General features: G+C 41.0%; 16 protein-coding genes. 10 read left to right on the forward strand and 6 right to left on the reverse strand.

What is annotated here, in order from left to right; all coding sequences use genetic code 11:
- Positions 1-828 precede the first annotated feature (828 nt).
- Together nifH (MA_RS06270) and MA_RS06275 are read left to right on the forward strand one after the other, a co-directional pair.
- Positions 829-1,656, forward strand: a complete 828-nt coding sequence (gene nifH, locus MA_RS06270) for a nitrogenase iron protein (protein WP_011021227.1) — start codon at positions 829-831, stop codon at positions 1,654-1,656.
- 311 nt (positions 1,657-1,967) lie between these two features.
- Positions 1,968-2,501 (forward strand): pyridoxamine 5'-phosphate oxidase family protein, encoded by a 534-nt coding sequence (locus tag MA_RS06275; RefSeq protein WP_011021228.1) that lies wholly within the window; start codon positions 1,968-1,970, stop codon positions 2,499-2,501.
- 116 nt (positions 2,502-2,617) lie between these two features.
- Here MA_RS06275 and anfO read toward each other — a convergent pair whose 3' ends face one another.
- From anfO to MA_RS06305, 6 genes are all read right to left on the reverse strand, one after another.
- On the reverse strand, positions 2,618-3,307 hold the full coding sequence (gene anfO / locus MA_RS06280) for a Fe-only nitrogenase accessory protein AnfO (protein ID WP_011021229.1): 690 nt from the start codon (positions 3,305-3,307) through the stop codon (positions 2,618-2,620).
- Between the two features lie 405 nt (positions 3,308-3,712).
- Positions 3,713-5,101: a Fe-only nitrogenase subunit beta gene (gene anfK / locus MA_RS06285; protein WP_011021230.1), complete on the reverse strand. Its 1,389-nt coding sequence runs from the start codon at positions 5,099-5,101 to the stop codon at positions 3,713-3,715.
- Between the two features lie 15 nt (positions 5,102-5,116).
- Entirely contained in the window at positions 5,117-5,467 is a 351-nt protein-coding gene (gene anfG / locus MA_RS06290; protein ID WP_011021231.1) for a Fe-only nitrogenase subunit delta, read from the reverse strand.
- Positions 5,468-5,489: 22 nt separating this feature from the next.
- A complete protein-coding gene (gene anfD, locus MA_RS06295; RefSeq protein ID WP_011021232.1) occupies positions 5,490-7,052 on the reverse strand; it encodes a nitrogenase iron-iron protein, alpha chain in 1,563 nt (520 codons plus the stop codon).
- A 33-nt stretch (positions 7,053-7,085) separates the two neighbouring features.
- Positions 7,086-7,466 (reverse strand): P-II family nitrogen regulator, encoded by a 381-nt coding sequence (locus tag MA_RS06300; RefSeq protein WP_011021233.1) that lies wholly within the window; start codon positions 7,464-7,466, stop codon positions 7,086-7,088.
- Positions 7,467-7,479: 13 nt separating this feature from the next.
- The gene (locus MA_RS06305; RefSeq protein WP_011021234.1) at positions 7,480-7,797 is read right to left on the reverse strand and encodes a P-II family nitrogen regulator; all 318 of its coding nucleotides are present in this window, start codon (positions 7,795-7,797) and stop codon (positions 7,480-7,482) included.
- Between the two features lie 1,870 nt (positions 7,798-9,667).
- On the opposite strand from MA_RS06305, the gene nifH (MA_RS06310) reads away from it, so the two are divergent.
- From nifH (MA_RS06310) to MA_RS06345, 8 genes are all read left to right on the forward strand, one after another.
- Positions 9,668-10,495, forward strand: coding sequence for a nitrogenase iron protein (gene nifH / locus MA_RS06310; protein WP_011021227.1), 828 nt, complete (start codon positions 9,668-9,670; stop codon positions 10,493-10,495).
- A 19-nt stretch (positions 10,496-10,514) separates the two neighbouring features.
- Positions 10,515-10,832, forward strand: a complete 318-nt coding sequence (locus MA_RS06315) for a P-II family nitrogen regulator (RefSeq protein WP_011021235.1) — start codon at positions 10,515-10,517, stop codon at positions 10,830-10,832.
- 46 nt (positions 10,833-10,878) lie between these two features.
- The gene (locus MA_RS06320; RefSeq protein WP_011021236.1) at positions 10,879-11,250 is read left to right on the forward strand and encodes a P-II family nitrogen regulator; all 372 of its coding nucleotides are present in this window, start codon (positions 10,879-10,881) and stop codon (positions 11,248-11,250) included.
- A gap of 19 nt (positions 11,251-11,269) precedes the next feature.
- Positions 11,270-12,712 carry a nitrogenase vanadium-iron protein, alpha chain gene (gene vnfD / locus MA_RS06325; RefSeq protein ID WP_011021237.1) on the forward strand — a complete coding sequence of 481 codons (1,443 nt, stop codon included), beginning with the start codon at positions 11,270-11,272 and terminating at the stop codon, positions 12,710-12,712.
- The gene (vnfG, locus tag MA_RS06330) at positions 12,709-13,047 is read left to right on the forward strand and encodes a V-containing nitrogenase subunit delta (RefSeq protein ID WP_011021238.1); all 339 of its coding nucleotides are present in this window, start codon (positions 12,709-12,711) and stop codon (positions 13,045-13,047) included. The genes vnfD and vnfG overlap by 4 nt, the downstream gene beginning before the upstream one ends.
- A gap of 40 nt (positions 13,048-13,087) precedes the next feature.
- Positions 13,088-14,473, forward strand: a complete 1,386-nt coding sequence (vnfK, locus tag MA_RS06335) for a V-containing nitrogenase subunit beta (RefSeq protein ID WP_011021239.1) — start codon at positions 13,088-13,090, stop codon at positions 14,471-14,473.
- A gap of 201 nt (positions 14,474-14,674) precedes the next feature.
- Complete coding sequence (locus MA_RS06340; protein WP_048065060.1) at positions 14,675-16,204, forward strand: nitrogenase component 1; 1,530 nt, start codon at positions 14,675-14,677, stop codon at positions 16,202-16,204.
- On the forward strand, positions 16,189-17,529 hold the full coding sequence (locus MA_RS06345) for a nitrogenase component 1 (protein WP_048065061.1): 1,341 nt from the start codon (positions 16,189-16,191) through the stop codon (positions 17,527-17,529). Before MA_RS06340 ends, MA_RS06345 begins: the two co-directional genes overlap by 16 nt.
- Positions 17,530-17,547 lie beyond the last annotated feature (18 nt).

Below are 17,547 nucleotides of genomic sequence, written 5' to 3' on the forward strand. Positions count from 1 at the left end.
GCACGGCAGGGGATGGCTGTCTACCTTCAAGTTTTCTTAATGGCCTCAAGTTTTTCCGGGATGAATTTTTATTGATAGGCTTTTTTTTAACATACAGTATCAATTTTCTATTAGTTCTGTGCTCCAGGTCTTTTTTCCCAGAAAAGCAATCTACCTACCGTTTTTTGGTTAATTTATTATGTATAACTGTACATAACCACGTGCATCTGCTCGGATATGAGTAAAAATATTACACTTTTTGGGGAGGAAAGTTCTGTTTTCGTAAACATGGTGATGTACTGTTTGGTATGTTTTTTACCAAAACAGCTGCATGTTCGCGATTTGTGTGTTTGAGCGTTATGTATTTAAACATAACGGTATCATCTGTCTCATAACTCATCTGGCTTCCCAAATATGTTATTTTTTCTCTTCAGGTACTTCGTTATGTTTATATAAACATATCTACTTTTCTACCTTGAATTCAAATTTTGCAGTATTCTTTTTTAGTGGAAACGTCTATTGATGCTGTTTATTCCTTCTGGACTTTCTTTTTACCTCCCGGACATTTTCTCTTTCTAATTTGTGGGTGTTTCTAATTTGTTAATAGATATTTATTTATAGTATTAAATAGGAAATAGGAAACTGTATTCCTTAATATAAAGCTTAGTTATGTTTGATTAAACATAACACTTTATGGTCTATATGTGGAGGTGTGTAACTGGAGTAGGTCTACAGAAAAAGTATTTTCATTCTGTCGGATATGGCGATCAGTTGTTCCGAATTCGATATTCAAATAAGTAAGTTCTGAGTTTTGAGATTCGATTTGCAAAAAGTATTGGAGAGTTGTAATTGACAAGAAAAATTGCTTTTTACGGGAAAGGTGGTATTGGAAAATCCACCACTCAACAAAATACTGCAGCGGCTATGGCATATTATCATGGCAAAAATGTTTTCATCCACGGGTGTGATCCCAAAGCAGACTGTACTCGTTTGGCCCTTGGAGGCGTACCCCAGACCACAATAATGGATACGCTCAGGGAACTGGGAGAAGAAGCCGTAACAGTTGATAATGTAGTTAACACCGGTTTCAAAGGAATCAGATGTGTTGAATCCGGAGGTCCGGAACCGGGTGTTGGGTGTGCTGGCAGGGGTGTAATCACTGCTATTAACCTTATGGAGGAGTTGGGAGCCTATTCCGATGACCTGGATTTTGTTCACTTTGACGTGCTTGGCGACGTTGTCTGCGGCGGATTTGCAATGCCAATTCGGGAGGGTAAAGCTCAGGAAGTATACATAGTCGCTTCGGGAGAAATGATGGCGACTTATGCAGCAAATAATATCTGCAAAGGTCTGCTGAAGTATGCAGAACAGAGCGGGGTGAGATTGGGTGGAATCATTTGTAACAGCCGTAAGGTCGATAATGAGCTGGAAATGATGGAGGAGTTTGTTTCCGCGCTTGGAACACAGCTGATACACTTTGTGCCAAGAGATAACATTGTTCAAAAGGCGGAGTTTAATAAAAAGACAGTTGTGGAGTTCGACCCGGAATGCAACCAGGCAAAAGAATACGGAAAACTTGCCAAGAAAATTCTTGAGAATGATATGTTCGTGATCCCCAAACCGTTAAGTATGGATCAACTGGAGAAAATGGTGGCAAGATACGGTCTTATGGATTAATTTTTCCAGGGAAGGTCGAAAAAATAGTTACTCCATATAAATAGTTACTCCATGTATTGTCTGGCCGAGAGAATAAAATAACTGACTACTGGCAGAAGCCGGGTATTATCGCTTTAAAAACTTCTTATAGAAAGTAGAAGTTGGAAAAATACCTGGCAGAAGTCATTATTCCTTAATAAATATTTTCCAAAAAATCTTTTATCCGCTGAATATACCGGAAAATTGCTTATTTGCCTTTAATATGCCAGCAGGACTAAGTCGCTAATATCTTTCTTACTCAACTAGAACAAATATGCATAGGGTGTTCTTTAATGGATCAGGTTCGTTATACCCAGAGAAACTGTACAGATAAGGAGAAAATAGAATCATTTCTTTTGCAGGAAAGAACCGGTGTACTGGGGATGGTAAACGGTATTTTCCCTTATGCTGTCCCGATGAATTATGTATGGCACAAAGGTTCTGTTTATTTACATGGAATGGGATCAGGCAAAAAGGAAGAGATTCTTTCCCGGAGTCCGCCTGTTTGTTTCACGATATATAAGGAACATGGTACAGTGACCGACCCGGTTCCCTGCCATGCTGATACTGCATACATGAGCGTAATGATTTTCGGAAAGGCTGAAAAGGTGAGTGACCAGGAAGAAGCTGCTGAAGCCCTCTGGAAGCTGGTTAATAAATATATGCCAGGGTATTACAATAACCCTTTAACCGGTACTTTTGTTGAGAAGTATCGGTCATCACTTGACGAAAATCCTGTTTCTGTTTATCGAATAACTCCGCAGTGGATGACAGCCAAAGAAAACTCAGTGGAGTCCGAAAACCTGTTTAATTTGGAAATAAAATAATTATATGCCAGGTTCCATAAAGAGAAGGCGCTTTGGGGTAAAGCTCCAAAAACGCCTCTTGATACTGCCGTTATCAGCAATAAATCAGATAGTGGAGTCCACTATGGATTTGCTAGTCAGAGATTTTGTGCATTCATTATTCTGAGAGTCATGGATTTGCTGGTTAAAGATTTTGTGCATTCATTACTCTCATTCATTATTCTGAGAGTCACCTTATTTTGCAATTCACTCATGATTTCATACTTTAACCCAAAACCTGCTAATTCCGTGTCAAACCACTTCGGAATATGACTGAAAAGTATGTCCAGTTTGTTAAACCCTTTATCTTTTAGATAAGGAATTAAAATTTTCTTTGAACTCAAATCAGGATTTATTAACATGACTTCTTCCAGATTAAGGGAAAAATCACCTTTATTCACACCAGGTTTCAAAAATTGCATAATATCGAATCTGGAGGGTTCTTCCTGCCTCTTTTTAGCGATCTCAAGCATCCCTTTTTTGACGGAACCAAGAATATCCAGTACGCGATCTTCCACAAGGAATATATTAAGGCTTGCTGCTTGAAAAGCTCCGAAAGCTATCCCTGGAATGTCACTTGCAACCAATATCCTTACATCGTCAAGCTGCTTTACGGCATCTCCCACAGCTACCCGTACAGCAGAAATACCCTTCGCATCACAAACTTTGTTTTCAAAACGTTTAAGAATTTTCCATTCTCCTCCGTCTTCCTCATATACTGAAATAAATCCAGGTTCAAATATTGAACTCGTTTTTTGGTTATTGTCTTCCACAACTGCAATTTTCAAGATATTTCCTCCTTTCAGATTGGAAATTAGAGTATATTTATATTAAAACTAAAATAGTTATTTTCCTCTGAAACGTTCTGCTCCTTCACATAAGTTCCGAAGGGTTGTATTTCTTAAGTAAAATGATTCTAACTTTACAACAATTTAACATAAAGGTAAGATAACATAAAAACAGGCAGCTGATAAAAGCAGTGTAGATGCACCCCTGCATTTTTTGTTTCGCAAAGGAGCAAGAGGGCGAAAGCTTATCTTTTGCAATCGGATGCATCATCACATTTGAGTTTATGTTTACTGTTAATTGATCCTGCCAGAAATCAGTAACACTGTGAACTGGCAGACCCCAAAAAAATCTCAAGTGACTCTCACATGCTTGAGAGTTCAAAGGTTTTATTCAACGAATAAGCCTTACCATACATTCAATATCCATTCCCTGTCTTTCTTATATTCCATATCTGCGAAGAGCGTGTTTGCCATCTGTTCAGCAAGCCATATAGCGCCTTCATATCCAACAACTGGATGGCGGTACATCCCTGCACGATCAAAAGTGGGGAAACCCACACGTACCATAGGGATATTGTTGTCGATAGCAGTCCATCGACCCTTGGAATGCCCCATAATCAAATCAAGTTCAATTTCCTTATCCTTGATCCTCCTTTCAAGTTCCCACATATCTGCATTCATAATAATCTCCATATCGAAATCGACTTTTTCCTGCAATTCTTTGATGCGTGGATCATCCGGATAAGTTTTGTTGTCATCTCCAAGAAGAAGAACCATAGGTTTCATCTCCATATCGAGGCAGAATTCAGCAAGACCAATGACAAGGTCTGGATTTCCGTATATAGCAACCTTCTTGTCTGCGAAAAACATGTGAGTAAGGTCAGTAATTGCATCGATTGCAATTCCTCTTTCGCAAACAAGTGATTCTGGAATTGGTTTTCCTGTCATTTTCTTCAAATTTTGCAGGAAAGTATCCGTATTACGGATTCCGATCGGAGTCGGTCCTATGATTGCAGGAACATCAAATTCGCTTTCAAGATATTTGGCGGCTTTTGCACCTTCATATCTGTTCAGTGCAATTGTTCCTGTTGCATTTGCAGTTCCGGTCAGATCTTCTATCGTTGTACTGCCATGGGCAACTCCACTTTTATCCGGCATCAAAGGAGAATCAAAGCTTTCGATTTCGAAAAGGACTGTTGCATCGATGTCCATTGCTGACAAAAGATGCTTGAGTGCAGTAACATCTCCAGGATTGACCCATCCGGTGATCAGGTTGATTTTTCCATTAGGTTTATCTTTTTTGGCAAATTCCTTTACTATATCATGGACCGCCACATCATAGCCAGTTACCATACTTCCTTTAAAACTTGGAGTATGGATAGGAATAAGGTGTACCTCCCGATCTGCATATTTCTCTTTCAGAAGCTTTTTGTTTAGTTTCCGAATAAGACCGTCAATATCATCTCCAATAACTTCAGTCGAGCACGTCGTGATGATTGGTACAACCTTCACACGTGGGTACCTCGTCAAGAGCACATCGACAGCCTCTTCAACTCTATTGAGAGCTCCAAATACTGCACCGTCCTCATGTAGAGATGAGGATGCGATCTCGAAGCTATCCTTGAAATGCTGTGCGAGTAGCATACGGACGAACATTACGCATCCCTGCCCTCCATGAACGATTGCGATACAGTCCTTTATTCCTATACTGGCATACTGTGCTCCGCAGGGCTGGCATGTGAATATAGGGTTGATAATTCCCGGACGTTCTCGTTCTTTTAGTTCACAAGACATAATATTTCCTTTTCCTCAATAGAGCGGGTTAGTGAGTTCTTGATTAAGTGACCCGTTAATAGTTAAGTAGTCGATACGGTCTTTTAGCCCCTGCATAAGCAGCTTGATATCTTTTTTTTCCATCGTGCCCAGCCAGGGGTACGTCTTTTTGAAACCATTAGCCAGATACACAGCATCTACCCAATAGCATCTATCTGAAGGCGTGCTGAGATCAACAGGTTCGTCACACAGTAATTGCATGGTTTTCGTAAGGATCCCTTCATTTTGTCTCTCTCTGTCCCAGGAACGTGAATGAAACTGCCACAGGCACCATTTCATAATAAAATCTACAAGCTGCTCTATTCTATCTTTCATAACGTCGTCCATTTATGACCTCACCCTCTTTCTATTATGCCGTACCAAGCTGTTGTGATTCAAGCTTCGGATACGTTTTTCCACGCAATCTTGTAACAATATCCCAGTCGCCAGTATACGGTCTCTCCTCAGATGGAGTTGTTCTGTCATCAACAATATTTACATCAGAAATCATTTGTCTGGTCAAGAATCCTTTATCAGTGGGAATCTCATCCTTACTTATGTCCATGCCAGAAAGCTGGTGAATTGGCGAATATATTGCATTGTAAAGATCCCTGGCAAGCCTGACCCATCCTTCATACCCTTTATATGGGCCATTGTGATATCCGTGAATATTGAGATATGGGATCCTCATCTTTTTGGAGACCTCTCCCGGACGAACACCTGTAAGGACACAATCGGGTTGTAACATCTCCATAGCTTCCAGCCCTTCAAGTTCATTAGGATCGTCAATTGCAAGTGCTCCTTCACTGCACCGAGCAACACCCTTTTCAAAGTCTCCCTGATGGCCGAATTTTGAATACACTGAGACAACCTTAACTCCCATTTCCTCTTCAATTACATGTGCCCAATGCCAGAGCTTAGAACCACCAGGCCAGAGACAGATCTTTTTTCCTTTCAGACGTTTAGCATACCAGTTGAGTTCCGGTCTCCATCTGGCGGTTTCTTCGTCTATTATAGCCTGTGCTTCTTTTTCAAGTCCGAAAAACATGGCTACTTTCATAAGTGATGCCGACAGCGGTTCAAAACCATATCCATCGATATCAAGGCGTGGGGTCCCATATCTTTTTCTGAGCTCGTTACAGATGTACTCAGCAGAACGTGCACATTCAAGCACATTGAGGTGGGCCAGATGCATACCCCTCAGATCGTCGTAGGATCCGTTCCCGGTAAAGGTGGAAAGAACCTGAATCCCCATTCTCTGGAAATAATCCACCATGATTTCCGCATCACCCTGAATATTATAGTCACCAACGTAATTGATAACATATTTACTTTTTATCTCAGGTTCATATGTTCCAACTTTTTGATCTATCCAGGCAATATTGATTTTGTGATGTCCTCCAGATTGGCTGGGCCCTCCAAAACCTGGGGCATTACAGACAAAAATGTCTACATCTGGCATTTCGGCCATCACTTTTTTAGCAACTGCAGCGATATCGTCTCCAATAAGTGCAGAAGCGCAAGTTTGGTAGATAGTCATTCTTTTGATGTGGGGAAAAGCCTTGAAACAATCAATAATATTCTGTTTAAGCATTTTTTCAGCGCCGAATACGACGTGTTTTTCCTTCATATCAGTTGCAAAGGTATATTTAAGCTGAAAATTGTCGTTATCGCTGATGTAACGCTTAGTATGCCAGGTATCGTAGGTGCATCCAACCGGACCATGGCTTACATGAATGACATCCTTCATGGGTGCGCCTATAACATGTTTTGCACCACAGTAAGCGCATCCTCTTTCTGAAATCGTCCCAGGAATTGTGTTGAGGTATCCAAGGGGAAGACAGGACGTCAAATCTTCACCTGGACCTTTTATAACAGCGTGCATCGCCCTTTCGGGAATACATTCGCTACATTCAAAAGTATGATATGGCATCGGTTTGTTTCTCCTTATTTTTTCTTCTTATTTTTATAGAAGGGCACTATCTCCCTGGTCGTCTGTTCTCACTCGAATGGCATTATCCACCGGACAGATGAAAACTCTCCCGTCGCCAATCTGAGCTGTTTGATTGACTTTAATTATTGTGTCAACAGCAGTATCGACATCTTCATCACTGACGATTAAATACAGCAGACGTTTGGGAATAAATTCCATATATTTCATTCCAGCCAACAAGCCCTGATCCAAAAGACCGGGACGAATATCAATGTTGAGCTCTTCTGCAATACCTCGTTGCTTGCCTCGTCCAAATACCGGGACTACAGTTACACTCGGGATTCCAAGTTCCACAAGAGCTTCCTTTGTAGGTTCAACTTTTTTTGGACGAATTATTGCAATTATTTCTTTCAAAGCGGCACCTCTTTTAAAGCCCTGAAACTCCAGTACGTATCGTGTACGCGTCGTCAACAGGAGTTATAAAAATTTTACCATCCCCACAATTGCCTGTGTACGCTTTGTATTTAATAAGTTTAGCAACTTCTTCAACAGACTTATCTTCAACGACTAGCATTATCACTGTTTTAGGAAGTTCATCATAATGTATTATTCCTACTGTAATTCCTTTTTGTTTCCCACGACCAAATACATCTATTTTTGTCAGTGAGAAAAAACCAGCCCCTTCAAGTCCGTCGATAACATCATCAGCGGCTTCAGGACGTATTATAGCTTTGATCATTTTCACATTAATCCTCCTTTTTCCATCATGCTTCCAATATGGAATTTCATCCTACGGCAAAGCCTTGTATGCAGGCAATGAGGCATGCATACAGAGTGGAATTTTGCGCTTCAACATCCAATGTGCATAATTAACTTCTCTTTATTTTTCCTAACCTCCTTTGTAGCTATTAACTGAGATATGTTTAATAAAACATAACAAATATTTATATCAAAGGAAAACAGTTACCTATTTCCTATTTAATATTATAAATAGCTTTCTATTGACAAAAGAAAATTTAATCCTTATTTGTCGACGAAAGCCCTCTGGAACAAAATATGGTTATGTAATTCTAAACATAACGAATAATAACCATGAATTAAAAGTTCAGAGTCGGAAATAGCCAAAATGCTTCAAAAACATTCTAAATATGAAAACATTCTAAATATGCATTTGGGCCGTTATTGAGGAGAGTCCCCATTACTTCAAAAAGTTTCATAATACAAAAAATGTACTTTTTAATAAAATCAATTAGTTGCTTCGCTATTTTGAGCGGGGATTCCAATCACTTTTTAAATATGATTAATACTTAAACACCTTTTGTTTGAGAAATCATACCCAGAATCGATTTTTATCCATTAATAGAATTGCTATATTTCAATTGGGCACCATTTGTTACCTATATGATTCCAAAATTCTGCATTATTTTTATTGAGATAATTATTTCTCATGATATCGTTTTTGAAATAAATCAATATATTCTAAAATCATAGTAAAATAGTTGAAAATCGAATGCTATTGTTTTTTAGTCGCTAGTTTTTTAGTCGCTAGATACACATTTACCTGCCTTTAATTCCTGCACAAGAGTTTAATCAGGTTCACGTTAATTTAAAAATTGGCCAAAATTAAAATTATGAAACTGCGAAATTTTGATGCGGAGAGTGAGATAACACATTGAATTGCCGTAATTAGGCATAGATGCTTCGTCACATACTGTGGCTAGATGTTAGAAGAAGACCTGTTAAACCCGGCTTCTTTGAATTTTCATACCTCACAAATGCCGTATAACTTATCTGCCTTCCACTTCTGCTGGCATGAAGTGTTATGGACTATGTTTTTGAGTTTACATGTCCCCTCTAAATATACTAACTAATTTTCTTAAATAAGTACTCGTTTAATAAGTACTCGTTTAATACCTTTTATGCGAAAAACTTAAGGTGCATTCGTTTTTCATGTGAGTTTGTTATGTTCAGTTAAGCATAACCTGATGAGGTACTTAGTTTCACGAGATAAAAAACCAAAATTTATTGAAATAAAATAGTTATGTTTACTTAAACATAACAATATGCAATTCACACCCTTTTGTACTGAAAGCAATGCACACCCACGATTTGGAAATTAAGTGTTTGTGTAAAAAGCATACTGTACTATGTTTTCCTTATTACATAATGATGCCGTATGCAATCGATAATTGACCACTATCTTGTAAGTTTTATATTATGCATAAACATAATTCAAACTCTTTCTTTTGGAATAAAACAATTATCGATAAATTATACATAAATGGATACTGATATCTTTTTTTAGTAACCGTTTTTCTAACTATACATATCTCAAATTTTTGTTTTTATCTCTTTTTCAAGGACTGGCGATAGATACTTATTTATAGTTTCATATAGGAAATAGGTTACTGTTTTCCTGAAACTTAAATCATTGTTATGTTTGAATAAACATAATACAGATTAAACTATTAAAGGAGGCAGAAAATGGAGTAGGCAATTAGGGGAAATCTTGTTACTTTGGTTAGAAAATTGATTGATTTTTCAGAGTATGTTACTCAAGGAAATGAATTGTGATTTTTTAGATGATGTTTTTTAAAAGTGTTGGAGGAGTAAAAATGACCAGAAAAATTGCTTTTTACGGGAAAGGTGGTATTGGAAAATCCACCACTCAACAAAATACTGCTGCAGCTATGGCATATTATCATGGCAAAAATGTTTTCATCCACGGGTGTGATCCCAAAGCAGACTGTACTCGTCTGGCACTCGGGGGCGTACCCCAGACCACAATAATGGATACGCTCAGAGAGCTGGGTGAGGAGGCCGTAACAGTTGATAATGTAGTTAACACCGGTTTCAAAGGAATCAGATGTGTTGAATCCGGAGGTCCGGAACCGGGTGTTGGGTGTGCTGGCAGGGGTGTAATCACCGCTATTAACCTCATGGAGGAGCTGGGAGCCTATTCCGATGACCTGGATTTTGTTCACTTTGATGTGCTTGGCGATGTTGTCTGCGGCGGATTTGCAATGCCAATTCGGGAGGGTAAAGCTCAGGAAGTATACATAGTCGCTTCGGGAGAAATGATGGCGACTTATGCAGCAAATAATATCTGCAAAGGTCTACTGAAGTATGCAGAACAGAGCGGGGTGAGATTGGGTGGAATCATTTGTAACAGCCGTAAGGTCGATAATGAGCTGGAAATGATGGAGGAGTTTGTTTCCGCGCTTGGAACACAGCTGATACACTTTGTGCCAAGAGATAACATTGTTCAAAAGGCGGAGTTTAATAAAAAGACAGTTGTGGAGTTCGACCCGGAATGCAACCAGGCAAAAGAATACGGAAAACTTGCCAAGAAAATTCTTGAGAATGATATGTTCGTGATCCCCAAACCGTTAAGTATGGATCAACTGGAGAAAATGGTGGCAAGATACGGTCTTATGGATTAACCTGGGGGTGAGTTGGCAAATGAAGATGATTCGTGCTATATTAAGACCTGAGTGGACGGAAGAAGTAACCGATGGACTTTCAGAAGCTGGATATTATTCTCTTACAAAAATAAACGTTTTCGGTAGAGGTAAACAAAAAGGGATTACTGTTGGTGATATGCACTACGACGAACTCTCAAAAACCATGATCATGATGGCTGTGGAAGATGAAGCGGTTGAAGAAGTAATAAAAATCATTTCTGGTAAAGCATATACAGGCAGTATGGGAGATGGAAAAATCTTTGTGAGCCCGATCGATGACGCATACACGATTAGTTCGGGTGCAAAAGGATTATGAAAATAATTCTAAAAGCAGGAAATTTTGAAAACCGGGAGGTTTCCATATGAAAGAAGTTACTGCAGTTGTCAGACCCAATAAAATGTCTACCACAAAAGATGCACTGGATAAAATCGGCTTTCCTGCTATGACAGCAATTCCGGTATTAGGGAAAGGCAAGCAAAGAGGCATCTCTGGGGAACTTAACTTTTACATACAACCAAGGCTGCTTGCAAAAAGGTACAGTACAGGTATGAAATACATACCCAAAAGGCTTCTGAGCATAGTCGTAAATGACGAAGATGTGGATCTGGTGGTAAAAACCATTATCGAAGTCAATCAAACTGCCCAGATAGGGGATGGAAGGATTTTCGTTGAGCCGATTGATGATGTCATCAGGATCAGGACTGGCGAAAAAGGAGAACTATCTTTGAAATAAACAGATAAGGGAGTATAAGATGCCGTTAAAACTATTCTGTTGCGATGAATGCATACCTGAGCGCAAAAACCATGTTTACATCAAGGAAGAAGGGGAAGACACAACTGATTTTCTCCCATTGTCAAATATTGATACAATAGCAGGATCGTTGTCGGAAAGAGGTTGCAGCTATTGCGGAGCTAAACTCGTTATTGGTGGAGTAATAAAAGACTGTATTCAAATGATACACGGGCCGGTAGGGTGTGCGTATGATACCTGGCACACGAAGCGGTATCCCAGTGACAATGACAACTTTCAATTAAAATATATCTGGTCTTCGGATACGAAAGAAAAGCATATTGTGTTCGGCGCTGAAAAGCAGCTGAAAAAAGCAATAATGGAAGCTTTCCAAGAATTTCCAGCAATTAAGAGAATGTTTGTCTATACAACCTGCACAACCGCACTCATAGGAGATAATCCTAAAGCTGTATGCCGTGAAGTTCAGGAAGAGCTTGAAGATGTCGATATATTCGTTGTCGAGTGTCCGGGCTTTGCCGGGGTCAGCCAATCGAAAGGACATCATGAGCTAAATATTGGCTGGATGAGGGATAAAATCGGCACGCTTGAACCTGAAATTACAAGCGAATACACGATTAATGTCATTGGCGACTACAATATTCAGGGAGATACTTACGTCCTGCAAAAATATCTTGACAAAATGGGTATCCAAGTTATCGCACACTTCACCGGGAATGTAACCTATGACCAGCTGCGCTGCATGCATAGAGCAAAGCTGAATGTTGTCAACTGTGCTCGTTCTGCCGGATATATAGCTAACGAACTTAAGAGAGTATATGATATCCCTAGAATGGATGTTGATACCTGGGGTTTTGAATACGTCAAAGTAGCCTTGAGAAAGATTGGGGCTTTCTTTGGACTGGAAGATAAGGCTGAAGAGGTAATTGCAGAAGAAGTTGCAAAATACGAAGGAAAGCTTGACTGGTATAAGGAACGACTCAAAGGAAAGCAGATCTGTATCTGGACCGGTGGTCCAAGACTCTGGCACTGGACAAAGGCTCTTGAAGATGATCTGGGTATGGAAGTTGTTGCCATGTCGTCTAAATTTGGGCATCAGGAGGACTTTGAAAAAGTTATTGCCAGAGGCAGGATAGGGACCATCTATATCGATGATGGGAACGAGCTTGAATTCTTCGAGGTGCTAGATAATATCCATGCCGATCTGATTTTTACCGGTCCGAGGGTTGGAGACCTCGTCAAAAAACTGCATATTCCATACATTAACGGACATGCGTATCACAATGGTCCCTACATGGGTTTTGAAGGAGCGGTAAACATGGCGAGAGACATGTATAACGCGATATATTCCCCGATGTGGAAGTTAGCCGGAAAAGATCCCAGAGAGACAGATTCCCCTATGTGGAGCTTAACTGAAAAAGATTCTGGTGTGGTGCAGGAGTCATGAATGAAAAAATAGAGGAAATTACGGCTCTTATCCAGGAACGGTGTTTGTGGCAGTTCTTTTCAAGAAGCTGGGACCGGGAGGAAAACATTGAAGGTATTATGACAATGACCGGCAAAATCCTCAACGGCGAAAAAATAAATCTTGTAACTCCGGCAGATAAAGCATTTTATTCCGATGCAAAAAATCTGGCTGCAGATATACAAAATAAAATGCCCTGGATCTCCGAACTCGACAAATCAGGAATACTGGAGTTAGTTGAAGGCGTCAAGAAAAGACTGCTCCATATTACTGTAAAAAAGTCCCGGAACTGCGAACTGAACTTGCCAAATTATTAACTGAACAAAAATATCAGCTGAATCAAAAGGGGGTTAAAGTGTGTCATGTGAATTGATGTTGAAGGAAAGAACAGGAATAATTAACCCTATGTACACCTGTCAGCCGGCAGGTGCCCAGTATGCAGGAATTGGCGTAAAGGATTGCATCCCGCTTGTACACGGCGGGCAGGGCTGCAGCATGTTTGTCCGCTTGCTGTTTGCTCAACACTTTAAAGAAAATTTTGACATTGCTTCCTCTTCTCTGCATGAAAGTGCTGCCGTTTTCGGGGGTGCAATAAGGGTAGAAGAAGCCGTTGAAACGCTTATTGCCAGGTATCCTCACCTGAGGATTATACCTATCATAACGACGTGCTCAACTGAAACTATTGGGGACGATATTGAAGGTATAATCCGGAAAGTAAATCAGAAAATCAAGGAAAATCATCCTGACAGGGATGTAAAGCTCGTTGCCATTCACACCCCAAGCTACAGCGGCAGCATGGTGACGGGATATGATAATGCAATCAGTGCTATGGTAAAAGCTCTTGCAAAAAAAGGTGAACCTTCCGAAAAGCTGAACATATTCACCGGCTGGGTCAATCCGGGGGATGTTTCCGAAATTAAACACATTCTATCTGAGATGCAGGTTGATGGAAACATACTCCTGGATACCGAAACCTTTGATTCTCCTATTATGCCGGATAAATCGGCATTCGCATATGGAAACACGACCATTGAGGATATAGCCGATTCTGCGAACGCTCTCGGATCGATTGCATTAAGCCGATATGAAGGAGCAAATGCTGCAACTTTTTTAAAAGAGAAATTCGATGTGCCTTCAATTGTTACGCCAACTCCCATAGGCATAAACAATACCGACATCTTCCTTAAAAATATTAGTGAACTTACCGGAAAACCCATACCTGAATCCCTTGTTATCGAACGCGGCAAAGCAATAGATTCTATTGTAGACCTGGCACACATGTTTTTTGCAAATAAAAAGGTAGCCATTTTCGGTAATCCGGATCTTGTATTCGGGCTTGCGCAGTTTTGCCTGGAATGTGAGCTTGAGCCGGTACTCTTGCTGTTAGGCGACGATAACTCTTCATATAAAAAAGACCCGAGGCTCAAGGAACTTGAGGAAAAGACAAATTGTGATATGCAGATCATCTGGAACGCTGATTTATGGGAACTTGAAAGCCGTATCAAAAATAAAACAATAGATGTTGATTTGATTTTAGGGCATTCAAAAGGCAGGTACATCGCAATAGATAATGATATCCCAATGGTTAGGGTAGGCTTCCCGACATTTGACCGGGCAGGGCTTTGGAAATATCCGGTAATCGGATACAAAGGAGCTGAGTGGCTGGCTGAGAACATTGCAAATACGATTTTTGCGTCCATGGAAAACAAGCATGACAGAGAATGGATTATCAATGTCTGGTAACCGAAAGGAGGCAAAAAATGGAAGAATTATATGAAATCGGGAAAAGGCCCTGGTTCAGTATAGTTGAGCTGTCCTTTGTGGTAGCTTTCTGAGCAACAATTGCCTTGATTCCCGTTCAGGTGGCATAAAGTTGTAGCTAAAGCAATCAAGAATTTTTTATTTTTGATTGTAATCAACTGCATAAAAGGAATGAGGTTTAATATGGTCGGCATCGCTAATGAGAGTGTAGTATTTTTTGGAAATTTAAGCGAGCTTTATCAACTGGCAAAAGACGGGAAAATCGATACGAAATTACAGGGCAGCCATACCCGACCCTGTAAATTCTGGACTGCAATGAAAATACTGAGTGGGATTAAAAATGCTGTCGTGATTGCTCACGGCCCCAGCGGCTGTGCATTCGGAGTAAAGCAGACCTATAAGCTAACAAATTGCAGAAACAGTGGTTCGCCTTATGAAGCTGTCATTACCACAAATATTGATGAGAAAGCTGTTGTGTACGGGGGCGAAAGGGAACTGAAGGGTGCCATACAGGAGGTCGACAGCAAGTATAAGCCGGACATCATTTTTGTAGCGACAAGCTGCGCTACCGGAATAATAGGAGACTATGTGGACGCAGTAGTGAGTAGAGTCCGGCCTGAAATTAACGCCAAAATCATGGCCGTTCACTGCGAGGGCTTTGCCGGAGAATACAGGAGTGGGTTCGATCTCGTTTTCAGGCAGATCGTTCAGCTCATGGATAAGCCTGATTCGGAAAGCAGAGTAGCGCTTGCCAGTTCGGTCAATATCGTCGGGGGGAAGATGGGTCCCGAGAGGACGGAAATTGATACTGATGTTAAAGAATTGCGGCGCTTAATTGAAGACATGGGCGCAAGCGTAAATGCAATTATTGCAGGCAACTGCTCGCTGGAGGAGATACAGCGGGCTCCCAGTGTGGCTGTAAACTGTACTTTATGCCTGGACCTCGGGTATGCGATAGGAAGAGAAATGCTTGACCAATTTGACACCCCTCTGAATTCGACGATTCTTCCTTATGGTATCAGTGCAACGGAAAGATGGCTGAGGGAAGCGGCTAAGCATTTACACATGGAAGCTGAGGCTGAAGCCCTGATCAAAAGAGAATATGAAGCAATACGTGTCGAATTTGAAGAGGCAAAAAAACATCTTGCCGGCAAGCTGGCAATTGTTGAAGGACATGACGCGATAAAGGCTCTGTCAATTGCTCACATGCTCGAACGTGATTTCGATATGCGTGTGGTCATATACAATTTCCATCCCTGGAGCACGGAAGCAAGAGAAACAAGTATCGATTACCTTCTGGAGACCGGGCTTGACCCTGAAATACTGATAACAAAGGGTACGCTTGCTTTCGGAAAATATGAGGCAATGCTTCAAACTGAAAATGAGCTGCTTGAATATCTGGGAGATATGAGTCCGGAAAGAACCGTATACTTCGGGTCATCAATGAGTTTCCCGAATATTCCGGTAGTCGACTTAAACGCCATATTGAACCGTCCGAGATTCGGTTACAGGGGGGCCTTAAAGGTGGCAAAATGTATTTGCACTGCTCTTGAGTATTCCTTCAGACCACGCAGCTGGGTAACAAAAAGAATGGTGTTTCCTGAAAAATCAGGGCTCTCTTCGGCTCAGTCGCTTACCCCGAAACTTGCTCAGGAGCTGCCGGATTGTACAATCTATGCAGGGAAGGGGAGGGGCAAATGTATGATGAGCTAAAATTCGAGAATTGCAACCATAGCAAGGACCCGATGGTCGGATGCGCTCTTGAAGGTGCTGCCGGCATACTGGCCGGTATTAAGGATATCAGCATTGTCATACATTCTCCTCAAGGTTGTTCTTCAACGGTTTCAGTAGCTTATGATACCCACGAAATTGACTTTACAAAGCGAAAGGTTGCATGCACCCGGCTTTTTGAAACGGATATAGTTATGGGCGCTTCGGATAAGCTGAAGGAATTGATCAGGGAAGTTGATTCGAAATTTAAAACCCGGGCTATTTTCGTAATTGGCACATGTGCAGCTGATATTATCGGTGAGGATCTTGAGGGCTTATGCAGAAATCTCCAGCCGCAGATCAATGCGAAGCTTATCCCCCTGATGGCAGGAGGGTTTCGAGGAGACAGCTATGCCGGGATTGACATGGGGCTGAAAGTCTTATTCCCTTTCATCAAAAAGCAGAGTGAAAAAATTCCAAACACTGTGAACTTAATAGCCCCTCAGGCAAACCTGAATCCTACATGGTGGGCGGATTTGAAATGGATACGTGAAGTCCTCGAAAAAATCGGTATTCGAGTGCTGGCTGTGCTGCCTCATGAGACTTCACTGGAGGAGCTGGGTAGTGCGGGGCTGGCATCGGCAGATATACTTCTCAGTCATGATGCAGGGTATGAATTCGGATTAAAAATGCAGGAGGTTCATGGGATCCCTCTCATACTTTCGGATATCCCTCTCCCGGTCGGGCTGAAAAATACGGCAAGGTGGCTTCGTGCGCTGGGTAAGTATTTCGGCATTGAAGAAAATGTCGAGACGATAATAAAAGAAGGAGAAGATCTGACCATCGACGTGCTGAGACGAAGGGGATTGATGATGATTCAACGGTATCGCAACTGCAGAGTAGCCGTTTCAGCCGATGCAACCCTGGGAATAGGTTTGACCAGGATGCTGTTCGAAGAGCTGGAAATGATTCCGGAGCTGTTGCTTTTCAGGTCTTCTATGCCCGACTCTCAGTCGTTGTTGGAAAATGAACTTAAAGCTATGGGGATTTCTCCCAGGGTTGTTTTTTCCGCAGATGGGTATCAGGTAAAGCAATCCTTAATGGACAGCAACGTTGATGCCGTATTTGGTTCTTCCTGGGAATATTACATGGCTGAAGAACTGGGGATAAAGTTTGCATTTGACGTTTTCAACCCGACAAATAGAGTCAATTATCTGAATAAGTCCTATTTCGGATATGAAGGGATGCTGAACTTTTTAGAAAATGTCGCAAATGATTGGGAAAGATCACTGCGTTCGAAGCAGATTAACTGGGAAGAGTATTTGTAACTAAGAGGAATTGAGGTG

Source organism: Methanosarcina acetivorans C2A (genome assembly GCF_000007345.1).
GTDB lineage: Archaea > Halobacteriota > Methanosarcinia > Methanosarcinales > Methanosarcinaceae > Methanosarcina > Methanosarcina acetivorans.